The organism is Bacillus sp. FJAT-45066 (assembly GCF_002335755.1).
Classification (GTDB): Bacteria; Bacillota; Bacilli; order Bacillales; family Bacillaceae_I; genus Bacillus_CD; species Bacillus_CD alkalisoli.
In genome coordinates, this window is record NZ_NISQ01000001.1 from 1,124,338 (window position 1) to 1,141,998 (window position 17,661).

Annotated in this window: 21 protein-coding genes; 14 read left to right on the forward strand and 7 right to left on the reverse strand. The window is 34.1% G+C overall.

What is annotated here, in order from left to right; genetic code table 11:
• Positions 1-156: 156 nt before the first annotated feature.
• The 10 genes from CDZ92_RS05705 to CDZ92_RS05750 all read left to right on the forward strand — a co-directional run bounded on the left by CDZ92_RS05705 (position 157) and on the right by CDZ92_RS05750 (position 9,406).
• Positions 157-1,686, forward strand: coding sequence for a spore germination protein (locus CDZ92_RS05705; protein WP_227521487.1), 1,530 nt, complete (start codon positions 157-159; stop codon positions 1,684-1,686).
• Positions 1,687-1,698: 12 nt separating this feature from the next.
• Entirely contained in the window at positions 1,699-2,790 is a 1,092-nt protein-coding gene (locus tag CDZ92_RS05710) for a GerAB/ArcD/ProY family transporter (protein ID WP_096154292.1), read from the forward strand.
• Positions 2,787-3,857 (forward strand): Ger(x)C family spore germination protein, encoded by a 1,071-nt coding sequence (locus tag CDZ92_RS05715; protein ID WP_096154293.1) that lies wholly within the window; start codon positions 2,787-2,789, stop codon positions 3,855-3,857. The genes CDZ92_RS05710 and CDZ92_RS05715 overlap by 4 nt, the downstream gene beginning before the upstream one ends.
• Before the next feature lie 552 nt (positions 3,858-4,409).
• Positions 4,410-5,384: a diaminopimelate epimerase gene (gene dapF / locus CDZ92_RS05720; protein WP_096154294.1), complete on the forward strand. Its 975-nt coding sequence runs from the start codon at positions 4,410-4,412 to the stop codon at positions 5,382-5,384.
• Between the two features lie 185 nt (positions 5,385-5,569).
• Positions 5,570-5,899: a PadR family transcriptional regulator gene (locus tag CDZ92_RS05725; protein ID WP_227521488.1), complete on the forward strand. Its 330-nt coding sequence runs from the start codon at positions 5,570-5,572 to the stop codon at positions 5,897-5,899.
• A complete protein-coding gene (locus CDZ92_RS05730) occupies positions 5,884-7,020 on the forward strand; it encodes a DUF2812 domain-containing protein (protein WP_096154296.1) in 1,137 nt (378 codons plus the stop codon). The genes CDZ92_RS05725 and CDZ92_RS05730 overlap by 16 nt, the downstream gene beginning before the upstream one ends.
• Positions 7,021-7,025: 5 nt before the next feature.
• On the forward strand, positions 7,026-7,208 hold the full coding sequence (locus tag CDZ92_RS05735; protein WP_096154297.1) for a hypothetical protein: 183 nt from the start codon (positions 7,026-7,028) through the stop codon (positions 7,206-7,208).
• 225 nt (positions 7,209-7,433) lie between these two features.
• The gene (locus CDZ92_RS05740) at positions 7,434-8,102 is read left to right on the forward strand and encodes a hypothetical protein (RefSeq protein WP_096154298.1); all 669 of its coding nucleotides are present in this window, start codon (positions 7,434-7,436) and stop codon (positions 8,100-8,102) included.
• Between the two features lie 80 nt (positions 8,103-8,182).
• Positions 8,183-8,653 carry a threonine/serine exporter family protein gene (locus CDZ92_RS05745; RefSeq protein ID WP_096154299.1) on the forward strand — a complete coding sequence of 157 codons (471 nt, stop codon included), beginning with the start codon at positions 8,183-8,185 and terminating at the stop codon, positions 8,651-8,653.
• Positions 8,654-9,406: a threonine/serine exporter family protein gene (locus CDZ92_RS05750; RefSeq protein WP_096154300.1), complete on the forward strand. Its 753-nt coding sequence runs from the start codon at positions 8,654-8,656 to the stop codon at positions 9,404-9,406.
• A 70-nt stretch (positions 9,407-9,476) separates the two neighbouring features.
• Here the strand turns inward: CDZ92_RS05750 and CDZ92_RS05755 are convergent, their stop codons facing one another.
• Entirely contained in the window at positions 9,477-12,050 is a 2,574-nt protein-coding gene (locus tag CDZ92_RS05755) for a transglycosylase domain-containing protein (protein WP_096154301.1), read from the reverse strand.
• A 41-nt stretch (positions 12,051-12,091) separates the two neighbouring features.
• Complete coding sequence (recU, locus tag CDZ92_RS05760; RefSeq protein WP_096154302.1) at positions 12,092-12,691, reverse strand: Holliday junction resolvase RecU; 600 nt, start codon at positions 12,689-12,691, stop codon at positions 12,092-12,094.
• Between the two features lie 77 nt (positions 12,692-12,768).
• On the opposite strand from recU, the gene CDZ92_RS05765 reads away from it, so the two are divergent.
• The 3 genes from CDZ92_RS05765 (at position 12,769) to CDZ92_RS05775 (ending at position 15,042) form a co-directional block, all read left to right on the forward strand.
• Positions 12,769-13,803: a DUF2515 family protein gene (locus CDZ92_RS05765; RefSeq protein ID WP_441296492.1), complete on the forward strand. Its 1,035-nt coding sequence runs from the start codon at positions 12,769-12,771 to the stop codon at positions 13,801-13,803.
• A 579-nt stretch (positions 13,804-14,382) separates the two neighbouring features.
• Complete coding sequence (locus CDZ92_RS05770; protein WP_096154303.1) at positions 14,383-14,631, forward strand: hypothetical protein; 249 nt, start codon at positions 14,383-14,385, stop codon at positions 14,629-14,631.
• A gap of 45 nt (positions 14,632-14,676) precedes the next feature.
• Positions 14,677-15,042: a YppE family protein gene (locus tag CDZ92_RS05775; RefSeq protein ID WP_176483719.1), complete on the forward strand. Its 366-nt coding sequence runs from the start codon at positions 14,677-14,679 to the stop codon at positions 15,040-15,042.
• Between the two features lie 23 nt (positions 15,043-15,065).
• Here CDZ92_RS05775 and CDZ92_RS19865 read toward each other — a convergent pair whose 3' ends face one another.
• The gene (locus CDZ92_RS19865; RefSeq protein WP_176483720.1) at positions 15,066-15,227 is read right to left on the reverse strand and encodes a hypothetical protein; all 162 of its coding nucleotides are present in this window, start codon (positions 15,225-15,227) and stop codon (positions 15,066-15,068) included.
• Between the two features lie 285 nt (positions 15,228-15,512).
• On the reverse strand, positions 15,513-15,704 hold the full coding sequence (gene yppF, locus CDZ92_RS05780) for a YppF family protein (RefSeq protein ID WP_096154305.1): 192 nt from the start codon (positions 15,702-15,704) through the stop codon (positions 15,513-15,515).
• 177 nt (positions 15,705-15,881) lie between these two features.
• Here yppF and CDZ92_RS05785 point away from each other — a divergent pair, with 177 nt between their 5' ends.
• On the forward strand, positions 15,882-16,418 hold the full coding sequence (locus CDZ92_RS05785; protein WP_096154306.1) for a YppG family protein: 537 nt from the start codon (positions 15,882-15,884) through the stop codon (positions 16,416-16,418).
• A 43-nt stretch (positions 16,419-16,461) separates the two neighbouring features.
• On the opposite strand, the gene CDZ92_RS05790 is transcribed toward CDZ92_RS05785, so the two are convergent.
• Genes CDZ92_RS05790 through CDZ92_RS05800 form a run of 3 tightly spaced genes read right to left on the reverse strand, consistent with a single transcriptional unit; the run spans position 16,462 to position 17,163 of the window.
• Positions 16,462-16,710: a hypothetical protein gene (locus tag CDZ92_RS05790; RefSeq protein ID WP_096154307.1), complete on the reverse strand. Its 249-nt coding sequence runs from the start codon at positions 16,708-16,710 to the stop codon at positions 16,462-16,464.
• A 14-nt stretch (positions 16,711-16,724) separates the two neighbouring features.
• Positions 16,725-16,973 (reverse strand): sporulation protein, encoded by a 249-nt coding sequence (locus CDZ92_RS05795; RefSeq protein ID WP_096154308.1) that lies wholly within the window; start codon positions 16,971-16,973, stop codon positions 16,725-16,727.
• On the reverse strand, positions 16,966-17,163 hold the full coding sequence (locus CDZ92_RS05800) for a hypothetical protein (protein WP_176483721.1): 198 nt from the start codon (positions 17,161-17,163) through the stop codon (positions 16,966-16,968). Before CDZ92_RS05800 ends, CDZ92_RS05795 begins: the two co-directional genes overlap by 8 nt.
• Positions 17,164-17,661 lie beyond the last annotated feature (498 nt).

The following is a 17,661-nucleotide window of genomic DNA, read 5'->3' on the forward strand; positions in this document are numbered from 1 at the left end:
TATCTTAAAGACTATCTTTCACAAAGAAAGGTAGTCTTTTCCATATTATTACATGTGCCTGGCACCTGTAATAATATAGAAATATTTTTGGTAACTTTTGTTTTGTTTGGGTAAGCTAATTGAAATGAAAATAGCATTTTTTGTGAGTTAGGTGAGATGATGAAAAGAAGATGGTTGCATAAGAAATACATTTTCGAAGAAAAACGAAAACTTGCTAAGGAACAGGACAAAGTAGCAAGTTATTTTTTATATAAGCTAAAAAAGTCTAATGACTTTATTAGTTCGTTTAACGAATTTGCAAATACACCTTATCACATCTATTATATAGATTCCTTAATAGATACAGATATTATCCATCGTGATATTTTGACGTATTTAAATGAAAAGGAATATAAAACTCTAGAAGAAGTTATGCAAGCTATTCCAATTGAAAATTCATTTATTACTAAAAATGAAGCAAAAATAGAAGATCAATTATTAAATGGACATGTGGCAGTTCAATTGAACGAAGAAGACGAGGAATGCTTACTACTTCCGGCTGAAAAAAGAAAAGGGAGAACCGTTTCCCTTCCAGAAGTTGAGTTTAGTGTAGTTGGACCGAAAGAAGCTTTTACAGAATCATTAAACACAAACATAAATCTTGTAAGAAAAAGAATACCTATCCCTGAATTAGAAGTAAAAGAATTTACGGTTGGAAAGTTATCCAAAACGAAAGTTGCTGTATTATCCATACATGGTATTGCCAATCAAGAAAACGTAAACACTGTAATCCAGCGAATTGAAGATATTCGATTTGACCAAATAAATGATAGTTCGTACATCACTCAGCTTATTCAAGATAACAATAACTCACCATTTCCTCAGTTTATTGATACGGAAAGACCAGATCGAATTGCAGCAGTTCTTGCAGAGGGAAAGGTAGTCATACTTGCAGATGGCGCACCACATGGCCTCATTGGCCCAACAACATTAATTGAATTTTTTTCGGCTTTTGAAGACTATTTTCTTAACTGGATTTTAGCTTCTTTTTTCCGAATTATTCGTTTCTTAGCCGTTATATTTTCCATTTTAGTTACACCAATTTACGTGGCTGTCCTAACATATCATTATGAATTAATTCCAAAAGATTTAGTAAGCACGCTTGTCACTTCTAGAAGTGCGATACCATTACCTCCTTTTTTAGAGGCCATGATATTAGAGTTAGCCATTGAGCTATTAAGAGAAGCTGGAGCGCGTCTACCTACAAAAGTTGGTCAGACAATCGGTATCGTTGGCGGGATTGTTATTGGTACTGCATCAGTAGAAGCTGGATTGACAAGTAACGTGCTTTTAATTATTGTCGCGTTATCCGCACTTGCATCGTTTACGACTCCAGTTTATCAAATGGGTAATACGATACGTTTAATTCGCTTCCCATTTTTACTACTTGCTCACATTTGGGGATTACTTGGAGTAGGCATATGCTTTTGTTTCTTAATCATTCATTTGTTAAGGCTCACATCATTAGGCAGACCGTTTTTAGAACCTGTTTATCCATTAAGGTTGCCGGACTTAAAAGATTCGTTTATTCGTTTACCGTTCCAATTACAGACGAAGCGCCCAATCGAAACACAATCAGAAGAAACAATTCGTTTTGAAAATAAAGAAAAGAAGAAGTTAAAAGATATTGATGAATATTCAACTTAGGATGGTTTGTCTATGAACAAACAAATACATGCATCATTCCAAATATCACCTTTTATTGTTTTGTTTTTAATCCATTCTGTTCAAGTCGGCGTTGGAATATTAGGCTTTCAACAAAGTTTAGTGAAAAATGCCGGAAATGATAGTTGGATTGCTGTATTAATAGCTGGAGTTTCAGTCCATCTCGTTATTTGGATTATGTATATGCTTTTAAACCGAGCGCAAATGGATTTAATAGAGATTCATAAAAAAATCTTCGGGAAATTAGTCGGTAATTTCTTAAGTATTATTTGGATTGTGTATTATATTTTGTCTGGAATGACGATTATTTTTTCATATTTTGAAGTTATTAGAGTTTGGATGTTTCCTGATATAAGTGTTTTTTGGATGAGCATTGCTTTTTTAACGCTCATCATGTATACATTATTCGGCGGGTTTAGAACGGTCGCAGGTATTTGTTTCTTAGGGGTAGTAATCCCTGCTTATTTATTTTTAACTTTTCTATTTCCAATTCCTTATTCTGATATAGAGTCTCTTTTCCCAATTTGGAATCATAGTCCAATTGAAATTTTAAAAGCAACTAAAGAAGTGTCGTTCAGTTTTCTTGGATTCTCAACGTTACTTTTCTTTTATCCATTTGTGAAAGATGCAAAAAAATCTCAGAAGTGGGCACATATTGGTGCTTTCATAACAACAATGACATATTTTTTCATTACCATCATTTCGTTAGGTTATTTTAGTGAAGAGCAATTAACAAAGCAACTATGGGCCACCTTAACGCTTTGGAAAATAGCAGAAATGCCAATAGCGGAAAGGTTTGAGTATATTGGGATTACATCATGGACGTTAATAATATTACCTAACTTATGCTTAGCGTTTTGGGTAGCATCACGCGGGTTGAAACAGATTATCGGTATGAAACAAAAAAATACAACAATTGTCGTATTGTTAATAGTGCTTGCTTCTAGCTTTTATTTTAAAGGTAGAAAGGAAGTAGTACTATTAGGAACCGTTACTTCACAAATAGGTATCTTTTGTGATTTCATTTACATTCCACTATTGTTTGTTTTTTATATCATTATTACTAAGTGGAGGAAAAAGAAATGAAAACAATAAGTAAATTATTCATTATTTCCTTCCTATTAACAGGATGTATTAATCAAGAAATATTAGATGATGTTCAATTAGTAACAGCAGTCGGATATGATTTGACAGAAGAAGGTTTAATTGAGGCGACAGCAGTTTTTCCGAGTTATAGTCCAGATAAATTAGTGAAAAATAACGCTTTAACGGAAAGTGCAAAATTAAGTAAAGATATTCGTGACAAAATAGATAGAATGTCACCGAAGCCTTTAGTGAGCGGAAAAATAGAAGTAGCACTATTTAGTGAAGCTATTGCAAAACAAGGAATTATCAATATTTTGGATACATTTATTAGAGATCCCACTACAGGAGCGCGAATGTATTTAGCAGTAGTGGAAGGTGACGTGGAAAATAAACTAAACAAACAGTATAGTGATATTGATAATGGTATGTTTTTTTCCGATTTAATTGAACATAACATTGATTTAGGAATTATTCCGAGAACAAACTTGCAAATTTTCACCAAATCATACTATGCAGAAGGGCGCGATCCAGTATTACCGTTTCTTACGTTACAAAGCAACAAAGCTTTTATTGAAGGAATCGCGTTGTTTAAAGAAGATAAATATGTTGGAAAGTTACAAGGAGAATTTAATTATATTTTTAAAATGCTTTATGAGAAAAACGTAAATTATACAGTTGTTACAGTAGACCTAGAAAATGACGGTAGCAGTACTTCCGTTATAAATGTATCTTCAAAAAGAGAGTTGAAAATAAAAGATGCTCTTACAAATCCAATTATTCAATTGAAAGTAACTACAGATTCCATAATTAGAGAGTATAGTGGAGGTGAATTAGATAAAGATTTAATTAAAGAAATTGAAAAGAAAATGGAAGAACAAATCAAATTAGAAGCAGAACAAATGATAGCCTTTTTTCAGAAGCTAGAAATAGACCCACTCGGTATAGGTTATAAAGTTAAACATCAACACCGAAATTGGGACAAAGAAAAGTGGAATCAACTATACCCAAATGCCTCAGTAGAAATAGAAGTAGACGTCATCATCAACGAAACAGGCGTCATAAACTAACCTTAAATATTACAAAAAATTACAGGTGCCTGGCACCTTTAACCGTTTTGACATCTATTAATCTAGTTATCAGTTAGCTGTATATTAATTGTGATAAACTTGTATCGTATGATAAGATTCTTTAAAAGTACTTTATACATGAGTGAGTTTCATAATGTACAATTACTAAACGAAAAACGAATATTAAACCTATTCTTAAATAATTAAGGTTTTATATCGAACGTTATTTAATTATAAGCTATGTTAAAACTTAGTGTTGATAATTTAGTACTAGTACCTGTTGATTTCCTCCGTGCAAGGCTGAGACTCCTGCGGGAGAAGCGGGGAGCGGGAGACCCACAGGCGCATGCGCCGAGGAGTAGGTTTTTTCACGACAGTGAAAATAACCTTCCTTTTACCGCCCGCGGAAAGCGAAGTCTTGCACGCAAATCAACAACGAACTTTAACACAGCCTAATTATAATAACAGAACATTCGTTTTTCACTAAACGAACAGTAATTATGGAATTAATTCACATAAATAACAATATCCAACTAGAAAGTAGGGTTCTAAATGCAAATAGAATTTATTAAATGCCACGGTTCAGGTAATGATTTTATCATGATTGATGAAAAGAAAAAGAACTATCGATTTACAGAAGAGCAGAGAGTGGAATTGTCTAAGTCTTTTTGCAACAGAAATAGTACAATAGGTGCGGATGGCATTCTTTTTTTATCAAAAAGTGAAGTTGCTGATGCGAAGTATCGAATGTTTAATCCAGACGGTTCCGAAGCAGAAATGTGTGGAAACGGTTTACGATGTGCAGCAAGGTTTATCATTGATCAACTTGGGAAAGGTGTAGTGCAAATTGAAACAATGAAAGCTATTTTAGAAGTGAAAAAAGTAGATGATATTTATGATGAGATTGATACGTATCAAGTAGAAATATCGCCAGTTTCATTGCATTTACAAACACTACCTATGGAGTTGAATAATAAAGTGGAGTTAACAGATGAGAAGATTGAAGCTATATCTTCTGATTTAACTTTTACTGGACTAAGTGTACCAAATCCCCACATCGTTACGATAGTGGAAGAGTACGATGAAATGTATTTTAAAGAAGTAGCGGAAAAAGCTAATAATAATAAAGACGTTTTTCCAAAAGGGGTAAACGTTAGTTTTGTGAAACCTCTTGAAAACTCTTCTATCTTTGTTTTAACTTACGAACGAGGTGTAGGATTTACGAACGCTTGTGGTACAGCTATGTCTGCTTCAAGCCTTGTTACTTGTGTACTTGGAATAAACAAAATAAACGATATTATCAATGTTTTTAACAAAGGTGGTATGGTACAGTGCGTAGTAAATAGTAAAGATGATGGGGAGTATATCATCCATTTAATCGGAAACGCCACATATACATTTACAGCAAAAGCACAAATTGACTTTGCACAACCTAAAAACTTCATTTTAGAAGAAAAAACAGTCTTACAAGACGAAATAGATAAATATGATAAGTTAGTACAATTTGCAAAAGCACAAGTGGGATAATACAACCAAACAATCCAGTTAAACCAGGCCAACCAAACCGGCCTGGTTATTTTTATTTCAGGAACATTACAAGTGTCTCTACTATTCTCGTAATCTTATTGACAGGAAAATGTTGTAAGTTATATTATTATGTAAAACGATATATCGTCAGACATAATACAATGGTATATGGAGGGGAGTTTGCATTGAAACATGAACCTATAACAGAGGCAATGTATTACGTATTGTTATCTTTGTATGAGCCGTTGCATGGTTATGCTGTATTAGAAAAAGTGAATCAACTCTCCAAAGGTAGAATAGATATAGGGCCAGGAACTTTGTATGGCATTTTAAAGAGATTACATGAGGTGGAACATTACATTTACTTAAAAGAGTCCGATGGAAGAAGAAAGGTATATGAAATAACCTTTAAAGGAAAAGAAGCATTAGAACAAGAGTATTATAGAATTTCTAACTTGGTGTTGGACGGGAAAGTAATTCTAGAAAAAGGGGAAAGAGGATGGGGAAAAAGATAAAAAGAAAAATACACCTACTCGATTATTGGGACATACGAGAGCACGAGGCAATGTATGAACATATGGCGTCACAAGGTTGGAAACTAATGAAAATTAATAACTTCTACTCTGTTTTTGAGAAAACGGAACCTGTAAGTTGTACTTTTCGATATGATGTTTTCAAAAAAACAGACCACGAAAAATTCACCTTTTATCGTGATGCAGGTTGGGATCACATCGGTTCAAGGGCAAATATTCAATTCTTTAGAAGCGAAAATAACACGGAATTATTTACTGATCAGAAAGAGCATTTGGAAGCACTCAATAAACTTAAAAGTTCACAAACTATTAGGACGATATTAATAGCCTTTTTAAGCATAATTATTATCATTATATCTTTAATTGGTCTGCAAATTAATCCTATTGGAAATTATATAGATGACAATTTTCTATCCGGATTAATAATGATTTTTGGCTTTTCAGCTATTTCCTTTTATATGTTCACAGGAGTTCAAAAACTTAACAAGCTATTAAAATACGTACATAACAAAGAGGTAGGCAAAAATAGGAAACCGTATCAATCAATTGAAAACCGTAATTTACTAATTATACTAATCGTGTTTTGTATAAGCGCTTTGAACTTAGCCATACCATATAATAATATGCAATCTTCATTCTGGCATACTCGGGTACCAGTGCCAAACGAAACCTTGCCTCTATTTCAATTGTCTGATGTAATACAGGAAAATCATATCTCAAGAATAGATGATGGTCATTCAAATTATTATGCAGAAAGTTCAAGTATACTTGTTCCGAAACAGTATCAATTAAAAGAGTATATAACCTTTAATGGAGAAACTTACTCACATATTTCATATGGATATGAATTGATGAATGAACGGCTAGCAAAAAGGTTTTTTCCTACTTTAGTAGAATATAATTATGAAACACGAAATCCTCAACCTTATGAGCATGAGTGGTTTGATGAATTATGGATAGAAGAAACTACATATAGTCGTTCTTTTATTGCTCGTAAAGATGAAAAAGTATACTTAGTTCATTACAATGGTAATAATACAGTGGATGAAATGGTAAAGGCTTTTTATCAAAAACTAAAAACTAACTACCAACACTTGAGGTGAATTTATTGGAATTGTTCATATTTATTATTGTCATTACAGCCATAATTGGTGGCGTAGGACAAAGCATGTACCAAAGTAAACTAAAAGCAAGTTTGAAAGAAAAAGAAATAGAACTTGAAAAAGAGAAAGTAGTCTTAGAACAAATTAGATTAGAATTAGAAGTGAAAAAACTAGAAGAACCAAATTAAAGAATGAAGCCTTTCTTATTATTGAATCAATTTCATAATTACTGTTCGTTTAGTGAAAAACGAATGTACCGTTTATTATAATTAAATAACGTTCGATATAAAACGTTATTTATATGAAAGAATAGGTATAATATTCGTTTTTTGTTTAGTGATTGTACATTATGAAACTAACTCAATTAGGAAAGGTTTTTTTGAAATTAAAAAAGAAGGGGAAATATTTAAAATATGACAATTACCATCCACCCATTGTTATATCACGTTTTGTTTTATCCAATCATATTTATTCTCGCCATTACACCTTTTATTGCACTGTCTGAATGGATCATACATAAATATAAAATTCGTTATAAAGAAATTCCAAAAATATTAAGCTATGTTTCTGCAATTCTTGCATGTATCTTTATATTTAGTTTATACGAAACATATTATCCAGAAAAAGATCATGAAATATACATTACTAGTAAAAATAAGGTTATAGAAGTTAAAAGAAACGGATTGTATTTACTTACTACAGATAAAGACATACTAATGGTAATGTTAGATTATCAAGATCCTGTATTAGATTATGAACTCCAAACGCAAGATGAAAAGACGTTAAAAGTTTTTTTAACCTATTCTTTTAAAGAGCGAAACCCGACTAAACTTAGGTCTTATTTCTCTGATTACAGAAGGGATATAGATGAAGAAATGCAATTCAATATCTTTCATCTTCATTCTTACTTTTATAATAATGTACATGAGCAATTTGAGGAGCGTTTACAACAAAGCTTTTCTCAATACTCCTTAGAAGAAATCAATGAAACCTTATTAGAAAAACTAGAAAAAGAACTAATTCAAAGCGCACAAAGCAAATTGAATAGTGAAAAGATATATATCAAATTATCGATCAAATAACGATTACTAGATTTTCCAACATTTCAAGTTATAATAAGTAATATTACATAAAGCATATTGGATTTGAAATGAGGGATACCATGTTATATATTTTCGGACAGTTATTTTTTAGTTTCATTGCATCTGCCGGATTCGGAGTGATTTTTAATGCTCCTCGAAAAGCATTAGTTCACTGTGGTATTGTTGGAATGGTAGGGTGGATGTTTTATATCACATTAGCCGATGCTGGAATTGATACCGTTATCGCTTCTTTCGTTGGGGCATTTGTCGTTGCGTTAATTGGCTTGATTTTTGCGAGAAGATATCGCAAGCCTATGATTATTTATAGTGTTGCAGGAATTATTCCATTAGTACCTGGTGGACTAGCATACAATACGATGCGACATGTCGCACAAAATGATTATCTTGCCGCTATTCCGCTTGCAGCAAAGGCGTTCATGATATCAGGAGCTATTGCAATGGGACTTGTTTTTGCAGAAGTGTTCGTACAAATTGTTATGAGAATTATTGTCCACTCTAAAGAGAATCGTTTGAAGCAAGGTGTGTCATAAATGGAGAAAAAAGAATTAGAAGAAGTAAAATCAGTCGTTTCCATCTGTTTACTCGCTGGAAAAATAATGATGGAGAGTGGGGCAGAGACGTATCGAGTAGAAGACACGATGACAAGAATGGCAAAAGCTTTTGGCGTAGAAGATCCACACACATTTGTCACTCCAACTGGAATTATTGTTTCTTTAAAAGATATTAATCCTACTCAACTAGTAAGAATTAATAATCGAACAACTGACTTAGAAAAAGTAGAAAAAGTAAATGATATTTCGAGGAAAATTACGAACGGTGAATTAACGTTAGAAGAGGCCCATGAAGCGTTAAAAACACTACAAAACACGAATTTGCAATTTTCTATACCAATTCAAATATTAGCTGCCTCTTTAGTTAGTGGAGCATTTTTAATTATGTTCAAAGGGATATTACAGGATTTTATACCTGCTTTTATTATTGGTGGAGTAGGGTACAGTAGCTTGCTTCTCATTCAACACTACTCTAATGTGAAGTTTTTCGCTGAATTTATGGCGTCTTTAATAATTGGATTTCTTGCTTTTTACACGGTAGAGATTGGTTTAGGATACGAGTTAGATAAAATAATTATCGGATCGGTTATGCCACTTGTTCCTGGTTTATTAATAACGAATGCCGTCCGGGATTTAATGGTAGGACATTTCGTATCAGGACTATCTAAAGGGGCGGAAGCATTTCTAACAGCGTTTGCCATTGGAGCTGGTGTAGCAGTTGTGTTTTTATAAGTCATTTATCAAAATAGCATGTAAAAAACCGTACTCTACTTTTTAGAGTACGGTTTTTCTCGGTCAGAGATTATTCGTCGTCGTCATCATCGTTGTCATTATTTCTTCTGTTATTACGGTTTGTATTTTCTTCGTTCGTATCGTCGTCATCATCGTCATCGTCATCATCATCCTCGTCGTCATCAGGAGGGGGGAGAGGGTCTGGAATTTCGATAATAATTTCTTCCTCTTCTTCCACTAACTCAGGGATGTTAACAGTTTGAGTAGATGTTTCACTACGCTTTTCTTCCGCTTCAGTTAGAAGGGCGGTTACCTCGACCTTAATTCTGCTTCCTGGTTGAGGTGATTCAATAATAACACCAAGGTCTTTTGTTACAGTTAAGATCTGAGCGTTGCCATCATTAACGGTAGCTTTGACTTCAAAGCTAACTTTATCTAACAAGCTTCCGTCATATTGCCAGTTTACTAACACTTCATCTTTTTCTTCATCATATACAACAGTTAAACCGCTAGGCGCATCTAAACGCTCGAATTCCGTGGAAACTTTAGTCGGTTCTGTTCCTCTAATAAAATACTCATTCGTTATCTTATCTTTAGGAGTAAACTCACTAGCAAGAAGCGGAGGGTTCGAGCCTTTCTCTATTGCTACACGAACAACACTGTTCGGTACTCGGAAGTCCGCTTTATCCGCATCTTTTGTCGACACATGGGAGATTAAATTTTTAAATAAATCTCTCGCTGCACGACGTTCTTCTTGTGAGCGTAAATAATTATCAGTACCCATACGTTTAAATCCAGCCCATATTGCAGCTGTGTATGTTGGTGTATAACCCGAGAAAATAACACTTGGTACAGCTCCTGATGGATGATTCAATCTCTCACGTGTTTGGGCATCAAAGTTTGTTGTACCCGATTTTCCTGCCACATTTAAGCCAGGAACATTAGCCGAACCTGCAACGTTTCCAGGATCACGTAGAGCAGACTTTAGCATATCCGTAATCATGAACGCAGTAGAATCTTTCATTGCTATTTCTGGTTGATTGTTTAAGTTAACAGTCGTTCCATCAGGGAAGACGACTTTTGTTACCGCATAAGGTTCTGTGTAAACACCTTCATTACCAAAACTAGCAAAAGCACCTGCGAGTTCTAATGTAGTTGTTCCTGATGAGAACCCACCTAGAGAATACGCTTCTGTATAGTTTTCAGGAATAGAAACACCAATTTTTGTCGCAAAATCTCGTGCTTTTTCTTTTCCAACCTCTTGTAAAGCTTTTACAGCTGGAACGTTACGAGACTCAACGATATGTTGTCTCATACTCATCCAACCTTTAAAATTATCATCCCAGTTACGAATAGCGTTCTTTTCACCTTCAGTGTAATTGTGAGCTTCATCATTTATTTGATGATATGTTGACCATTGAAGGTGTTCTATTGCAGGTCCGTAATCTAAAATTGGCTTAATAGCAGAACCTGGTTGGATTGGTTCATCGGTAGCGTAGTTCGTACCTGTTTTAACATAGTTACGCGCACCACCTATAGCTCTGATTGCACCAGATTTTGTATCTAAGAGCGTAATACCAATTTGGTAATCTTCGTTGTCTTTATGTTTTACAGGGCTTTCATCCGATATCAGGAGCTCTACATGTTGCTGTGCATTTTGATCTAAGGTTGTGAAAATTTGAAGACCATCTGTGTTAGGATTAATTTGTTCACCTAATTTTTCACTAATCTCATCCACAACTCTATCAATAAATGCATCGTAACGGTTAGCATATCGGTTTGTTTCTGAACCTTCGACAAGTGTTTCTGTTACTGGTACATTTCTTGCTTCTTCTGCCTCAGCTTCTGTAATTTTCCCGTGCATAACCATTAAGTGCAGTACGACATTTCTTCTGCGTTCTGCATTTTCAGGATTACGTTTCGGGTTATACGGATTAGGACTCTGCGGAAGACCAGCTAACATCGCAATTTCATGCAGTTCTAATTCATCTAATTCTTTTCCATAATAATTTTGAGCAGCTGTTTGAATACCATAAGATCGGTTAGAAAAGAAGATTTTATTTAAGTACATCTCTAAAATTTCTTCTTTTGAAAAACGGCCTTCTAATTGATAAGCTAAATAAAATTCCTGTGCTTTACGTCTTAACGTTTTTTCTTCTGTTAGAAAGGAAAGTTTCACAAGTTGTTGTGTAATGGTACTACCACCTTGTGCTCCAAACCCACCTGTAATATTCGCGACTACAGCGCCAGCTAAACGACGATAATCTACACCGTTATGTTCAAAAAAACGAACATCTTCTGTAGCTAAAAATGCATCTATTACTTCTTGAGGAATATCATTAAAGGAAACAACTTCTCTTGCTTCGTGACTTCCAAGCTCTGCAGCTAATTCCCCATCTTTATCCATAACTGTTGATCGCACTGCTACTTTTAAGAGTGTTTCATCTAGTGGTGGTGTATCTTTAACATAATAGGCAAATGTGGCCACACCAACTAGTAAACCAGCAAGACCGAGTAAAAAACCAATTAAAATTACCTTTTTTAGAATACTAGATACTTTTTTCTTTTTGGAACCGCCATTTTTAGCTTTTTCAGCTACGAGCTCTTTCCGTCTTGCTTCTCTTGAATTATTTTTTTCTGACATAAAAATACCTGCCTTTCTCCAAAAGTGTCTTGCTACGAAGGTTAGCAGTACAACTTGTCTATAACTTTAATATAGTCAATTCTAGGTTGATAGCCAATAGGTAAGAGGTAGCCATCTTGTTCTATTTCCGCTTTAGTAATAGACTTTCTACCCCCAGATGCTTTTCTATCCCAATAATCTAAAAGCTTTTCTGCAGGTAATAAGTACACTTCGTTTAAAACACTGAACATTAATATGACGAAACAAATTCCATTTTGTTTCAACACATCTTTCATATGACTTATTTGATGCTCATGGAAGTTTTGTAATGGAAAGGATGTTTTATTTTTTGTTTCCTTTGCCTCAAAATCAACATATCTTCCTTTGTATACCCCGTTAAAATCGGTTGTGGAAGCTAATTTGAAATAAGCTTCTTTAATGACAGCTGCACTCCTTTGTGGGTAGTCAACTTGTACAATTTGCACTGGTGTCGGTTTTTTATGTATAACGGCAATTTGTCTGTTTAAATAATACAGATTCGTTTCATGTAAATCTTCCTCTAACGACATGCCTCGGTTACCATATTGTACTTTTTGTTGAGCTTGCTTAGTAGGAGCATTTTTTTGCTCATAAAGCTTTCCGTTAGGATACCTTATATTCATAAATTTCCCCCTATAAGTAAAAACTACACACTACTATTCAACTTATTTTATCACCATACGGAGAGTTGGGATGCATTTTGTTCTTTCGAAATACTAATTTAGCCTATGAAAACATTAAAAATAAACGAAAAAAATATAAATACTCCCATCAAGAAAATAAGTTTATCACTGAAATTAAAAAAAATACAGTAAAATTTAATGTCGACAATGTGTCTAGGACGGAGGCGTATGCTAACTTTTTCTATTCAAATCCGGAAATAAAGTGGTCGTTTCTTGCTAGTATGGTTTCTCGTAATGCAGGATGGAACATGACCGATTTAAAAGGAAGATGGTTTACGCTAGCATTAGATGAACAACAACGAGATAGACTATTTTTCACATATGAACGCGCCAACTGGATCATCTTTCAAGATGCCTATCCACAGCTTCTATTATATGAACTCTCAAAAAAATTAGGAACATCGCTTTTCCACCTATTACATGCATTTTCTGTTTCAGTATTTATGGAACAAGAGTGGGAAGTCTTTTGGTCTTGCAAAAATGAGGAACGATTAGTTACTTCCCTCATTATTAATGAACAAAACATGATAGACCATCCTGTTATTAAAAATCCATCCCTTCAAAAAGATGTATTCCAATCGCTTGCGTTTATCCTTCAAGATATAGGACATTTTAGTTGTGTTGTGTTTCCAACGTTGGATGGTGAATTATATGGTCATTCAGTTTACCATTTTAAAAACATAAATAATCGGATTTTATTAGGAAAGCAGCTTTCTAACATTCTATTTCATCCTGAGTTATTTATGAAGTTTTATTCTTTTTCGAAAAAAACAGTCCATACAGGTTCTCGTTACGACTATGAAAAGTATTTACACAAAAACTTTACAAGACAAACGCCATTTTTAAGAGTTGCTTACGATATTGTTCAACATGTTCCAGTCGTCCAAGAAGATTGGGTTTTTAAGCAGCACAAAAAAATATCAAACTGGAATGCCATTGTGGAAGAAAAAGCTAAACATCCAAATCCGCTTACACATTGGTTTTTACATAAGCAAAACGAGCTACATGGGTTAATTGCTTTAAATAATTGGGTGTTAAGAGATAAAAGGTAGTTGCTGTTTGTTTTAGTAGATAAACGAGGAATATTGCCGATAGTGAGAACAAGCGGTTGTGCAAACTTGGAATATGAGGACCACTTTTATTCAAAGTACGAAATAAGATGGTAGTCATAGCAGTATTGAGGACCATCTTTAGCAGAAAAACCAGCCAAGATGGTCATCATAGCGTTAATGAGGACCATCTATAGCGGAAAAACCAGTCAAGTTGGTCTGCATAGCAGAAAGGAGGACCACTTTACATAAAAATAGCAACTAAAATGATCCTCATAAAGCGTTCATTAAGTTGACGGTCTGTTTGGACCGCCTAGCTTTTTATCTTCATAGCCTGGAGCATTTTCACGACCCTTTTGCTGCTTCTGCTGTTCCTGTTGTTTACTATTATTATGCTTAGCCATTTTACACACCTCCACTAATAAGTTTTCCTTATTAGTTAGAAACATGCAGAATATAGATAAAGAAAAAGGAGAAATTGCACTTTCTTTGACGAATTAATTCTAGTTTTGTCAGGTGAGAAGGGAGTGGCCATTTTTCGTTGAATTTGTAGGGTAACAAAGAGTGGAGGAGAGGTAACAAATGAACAATCTTATTTCTCGTGATGAAACTTTAAAGCAGATTGATACATTATTCGATACTTTAGATACATTAGAATTAACGATGGCTAAAAAAGTGCAGGACGAAAAAGAATATATTGAAAACGAAATAAAAAAACGTATTGAACAATTACATGAAACGATAGATGATATGGAACGTATAATGAAGGAAGAATCTTTACAAAGAAAAAAGCCACTAAAAGTGTATGCACAAGCTGCTTTATCCTCTTAATAAATTTTATTGCTTATGATAGGATAAGTAATAGAGGTGAATTTTGTGCACACGGAAAAAAAACTAGTTAAACTTAATAATGAATTATTATCGGAAGTTAATAAATTGGAATCAATACTTCAAGGGAAAATAGAAAAGGGTGAACAACCAGATTTCTTTCTAGAAGTAAAACCATATGCTGATAGGGTTCATGCACTTACAGAACAATGGAAAATATCCACAACCCAATGGGTTAAAGATAATAAACCAAAGTACTTACATGAGAGTCAAATTGAAAACACAGCAGAAAATATACAATTAGTTTCTGTTCAATGTTTTTATCCAGATACGAAGAAAAAACGTTTTCAATCGATGATTCAGTCTATAAAATACGTATTAGAAGATGTAAATAACAAGTGGGAAGCAAAATAATGCTTCCCATTTTTATATGAAGATTATTCTTTTTCCACTTGAATTGTTACAGGACGATCTCCTTCACTTGCTACAGGTTCAATTGCATATTCCACCTTTTCAAACACTTTTCGTTCCGCTGGTTGCGCACCAATTGTAGGTGTATGTCCTTTTTTCTGATGTTGAAAGTTTTTCCCTCTAGCCATTTAAAAGCCCCCCCTTAGAAATTTCTACATTACTCTTATAATTTTTCCTATATCTACAGTAAAACACCTATAAAATTATTGGCAAAAATAAAAATAAAAGCAGGTGGCTAAGCCCACCTGCACTAGTTATTCTAATCAATTTCATAATTACGGTTCGTTTAATGAAAAACGAATATCTTAGTGTAATACAAATTAATATGTTCGTTTATTAAAAAGTGTAAATACATAATACGATGCTATCATTCGTTTTTCGTATAGTAGTCATACATTATGAAACGGACACAATTAATTCACTTCAAGAAATTGTGGTAAAGTTGCTCCGTTTAATTCAAGCCCTTTTACAAGTTGTCGATATTGAAAAAGCATAAGCTCTCCTTTTAAATAAAGCTGTCTTGCATAGTCCAATAGTTCATTTTCTTCCATTGGCTCATACCCCTTACAAGTAACAAACTTCAAACGTAATTCATCTAATAGCAACTTTCATCCCCCCTGATTAAAGTTACCTTTATTTTATCATGTATAAAAAAGATTCTTTGATTTTAGAAAAATGAGACTTCCGACAAAAGGGGACATAATTAGCATTTTTTGATATAGGCACCAATTATAGGTGAATCTCATAAAATAAGAATAGAGAAAAAGTGAGGAGGGATATAAATGTTTAGGAAAAGGCAAATTTCACCTAGACATTTGCCATTAGAGCGATTTCCAAATAACCCTTTAGGGTGGATGAACAACTTTTCAGGTGGGTTTGGATATCAACATCCATATATGAATCAACAACAGTGGGGGGGATTTCCAATGCAAGGAATGGGTAGTGGGTGGAACCAACCACATTTACAAAATCAATTCATGCCATTCCAAGGAGGTTTCCCGTTTCAAAATCAACCGATGCCCCAAGCGCATAATGGAAATTGGCAAAGTCCGTTTCAGTATTATGATCAACAGGCAACACCACAGGCCTCACCACAGAGTATGTGGAACGCTGCGTCACCATTTATGAACCCATATCCAACACAAAACCAACAACAAGTGCAACAGCCGAAGCAGTTTAATGCCATTTTAAATCAATTTAAAGGGCAAGATGGTAACATTGATATGAAAAAGATGATGGATACAGCAGGTCAAATGATGAACACTGTCAATCAATTAAATGGAATGATCAAAGGAATCGCTGCTACATTTAAAGCATAAAAAATAAGCGCCAGCTGAATTTTGACAGCTAGCGCTTATTATATTATTCATTACGATGTTTATCTTCCATTCTTTCTCTACGACAGTGTAATGCGAAGTTTGCACTTTGTAGGTTGTTGATGGCAATGGAATTTTCCATACTTCGAAATTCGTTTTCTTGATACGCTTTTAGCTTCTCCACTAAAATATCAATAACATGCTCGACCTGACAGCCATTAACGCCTACTTTATCAATTGCACCTTCTTGAAACTTTATGTTAATGTAACGGTCATAATCTATCGTTGAACTCAAGTACAAATCCTCCTTTACAACAACTCGTACACTTCATTTAGTTGTTGAACACGCGGGAAGTCTTCCGCTTCCATAGCATGGTTTATTTCATTAGGTAATACATTATTTAAAAATTCTATTTCATGTTCATTTAATGTTAAAACAAAGTCGCGTTCTCTCTGAAAAGATTCATTTTCAAGCTTAGACATTATTTCACGGGGTATTTGTTGATTATCTGCATAATGTTCAAGTATTTCGCGCAAATAGGCTATTGGTTTATTCATGATAGTCTCCTTTTTGCTTTCCATTCATAAAATAATCTTCAAACTTCTCTGCTTCTTCATGATTCATAGAAGATGTATAGTAAGGATTTTCTTTAGCATCTGAAGGTGAATCTAGATTTGTTTTTATAACTAAAGTTGGTGAATTAGATGGTTCTACATATAAGCGATCGTCTTTTTTCTTATTGTCCATTGTGTCCCACCTCCTCATGTTTATTTTTCATAATCTAGACAGTTCGTATGTATGGGAATTAATTTCATCACTGTTTTATATGAAAGACTAATAATTAAAGTATGGTCTGAAAAGTTGACTTCAGCTACAGGTGTTCGCTTTCCGCGGGCGTTAAAAAGGAAGGTTATTTTCACAGTCGTGAAAAAACCTACTCCTCGGCGCTATTGGCGCCTGTGGGGTCTCTTTTGACGCGCTTTCCCGCAGGAGTCTCACACCTACAGCTGAAATCAACTAATTTCTAGCTATAATTCTTTCCTCGACTAGAAGTCAAACTATGGAAATGTCCTCATGTAAATAAAGGTAACTATAAATTAAAAACATAAAAAACAGGCAATAAGTAAAAATAAGTTCGAGGTGAGATGAAATGAGCCAAAAGAAAAATAAGCCGCAAAAGACGAATATGGAATTTGGTAATGAGTTTACAGGCAAACAAGTAAAAAAAGAGCGCAAGAAAAACAA

What these genes read in the sequence shown, in the direction of transcription:
- CDZ92_RS05705 (WP_227521487.1), top strand. Translation starts at nt 157, where the DNA reads ATGATGAAAAGAAGATGGTTGCATAAGAAATACATTTTCGAAGAAAAA.
- CDZ92_RS05710 (WP_096154292.1), top strand. Translation starts at nt 1,699, where the DNA reads ATGAACAAACAAATACATGCATCATTCCAAATATCACCTTTTATTGTT.
- CDZ92_RS05715 (WP_096154293.1), top strand. Translation starts at nt 2,787, where the DNA reads ATGAAAACAATAAGTAAATTATTCATTATTTCCTTCCTATTAACAGGA.
- dapF (WP_096154294.1), top strand. Translation starts at nt 4,410, where the DNA reads ATGCAAATAGAATTTATTAAATGCCACGGTTCAGGTAATGATTTTATC.
- CDZ92_RS05730 (WP_096154296.1), top strand. Translation starts at nt 5,884, where the DNA reads ATGGGGAAAAAGATAAAAAGAAAAATACACCTACTCGATTATTGGGAC.
- CDZ92_RS05740 (WP_096154298.1), top strand. Translation starts at nt 7,434, where the DNA reads ATGACAATTACCATCCACCCATTGTTATATCACGTTTTGTTTTATCCA.
- CDZ92_RS05745 (WP_096154299.1), top strand. Translation starts at nt 8,183, where the DNA reads ATGTTATATATTTTCGGACAGTTATTTTTTAGTTTCATTGCATCTGCC.
- CDZ92_RS05750 (WP_096154300.1), top strand. Translation starts at nt 8,654, where the DNA reads ATGGAGAAAAAAGAATTAGAAGAAGTAAAATCAGTCGTTTCCATCTGT.
- CDZ92_RS05755 (WP_096154301.1), bottom strand. Translation starts at nt 12,050, where the DNA reads ATGTCAGAAAAAAATAATTCAAGAGAAGCAAGACGGAAAGAGCTCGTA.
- recU (WP_096154302.1), bottom strand. Translation starts at nt 12,691, where the DNA reads ATGAATATAAGGTATCCTAACGGAAAGCTTTATGAGCAAAAAAATGCT.
- CDZ92_RS05770 (WP_096154303.1), top strand. Translation starts at nt 14,383, where the DNA reads ATGAACAATCTTATTTCTCGTGATGAAACTTTAAAGCAGATTGATACA.
- CDZ92_RS19865 (WP_176483720.1), bottom strand. Translation starts at nt 15,227, where the DNA reads ATGGCTAGAGGGAAAAACTTTCAACATCAGAAAAAAGGACATACACCT.
- CDZ92_RS05785 (WP_096154306.1), top strand. Translation starts at nt 15,882, where the DNA reads ATGTTTAGGAAAAGGCAAATTTCACCTAGACATTTGCCATTAGAGCGA.
- CDZ92_RS05795 (WP_096154308.1), bottom strand. Translation starts at nt 16,973, where the DNA reads ATGAATAAACCAATAGCCTATTTGCGCGAAATACTTGAACATTATGCA.
- CDZ92_RS05800 (WP_176483721.1), bottom strand. Translation starts at nt 17,163, where the DNA reads ATGGACAATAAGAAAAAAGACGATCGCTTATATGTAGAACCATCTAAT.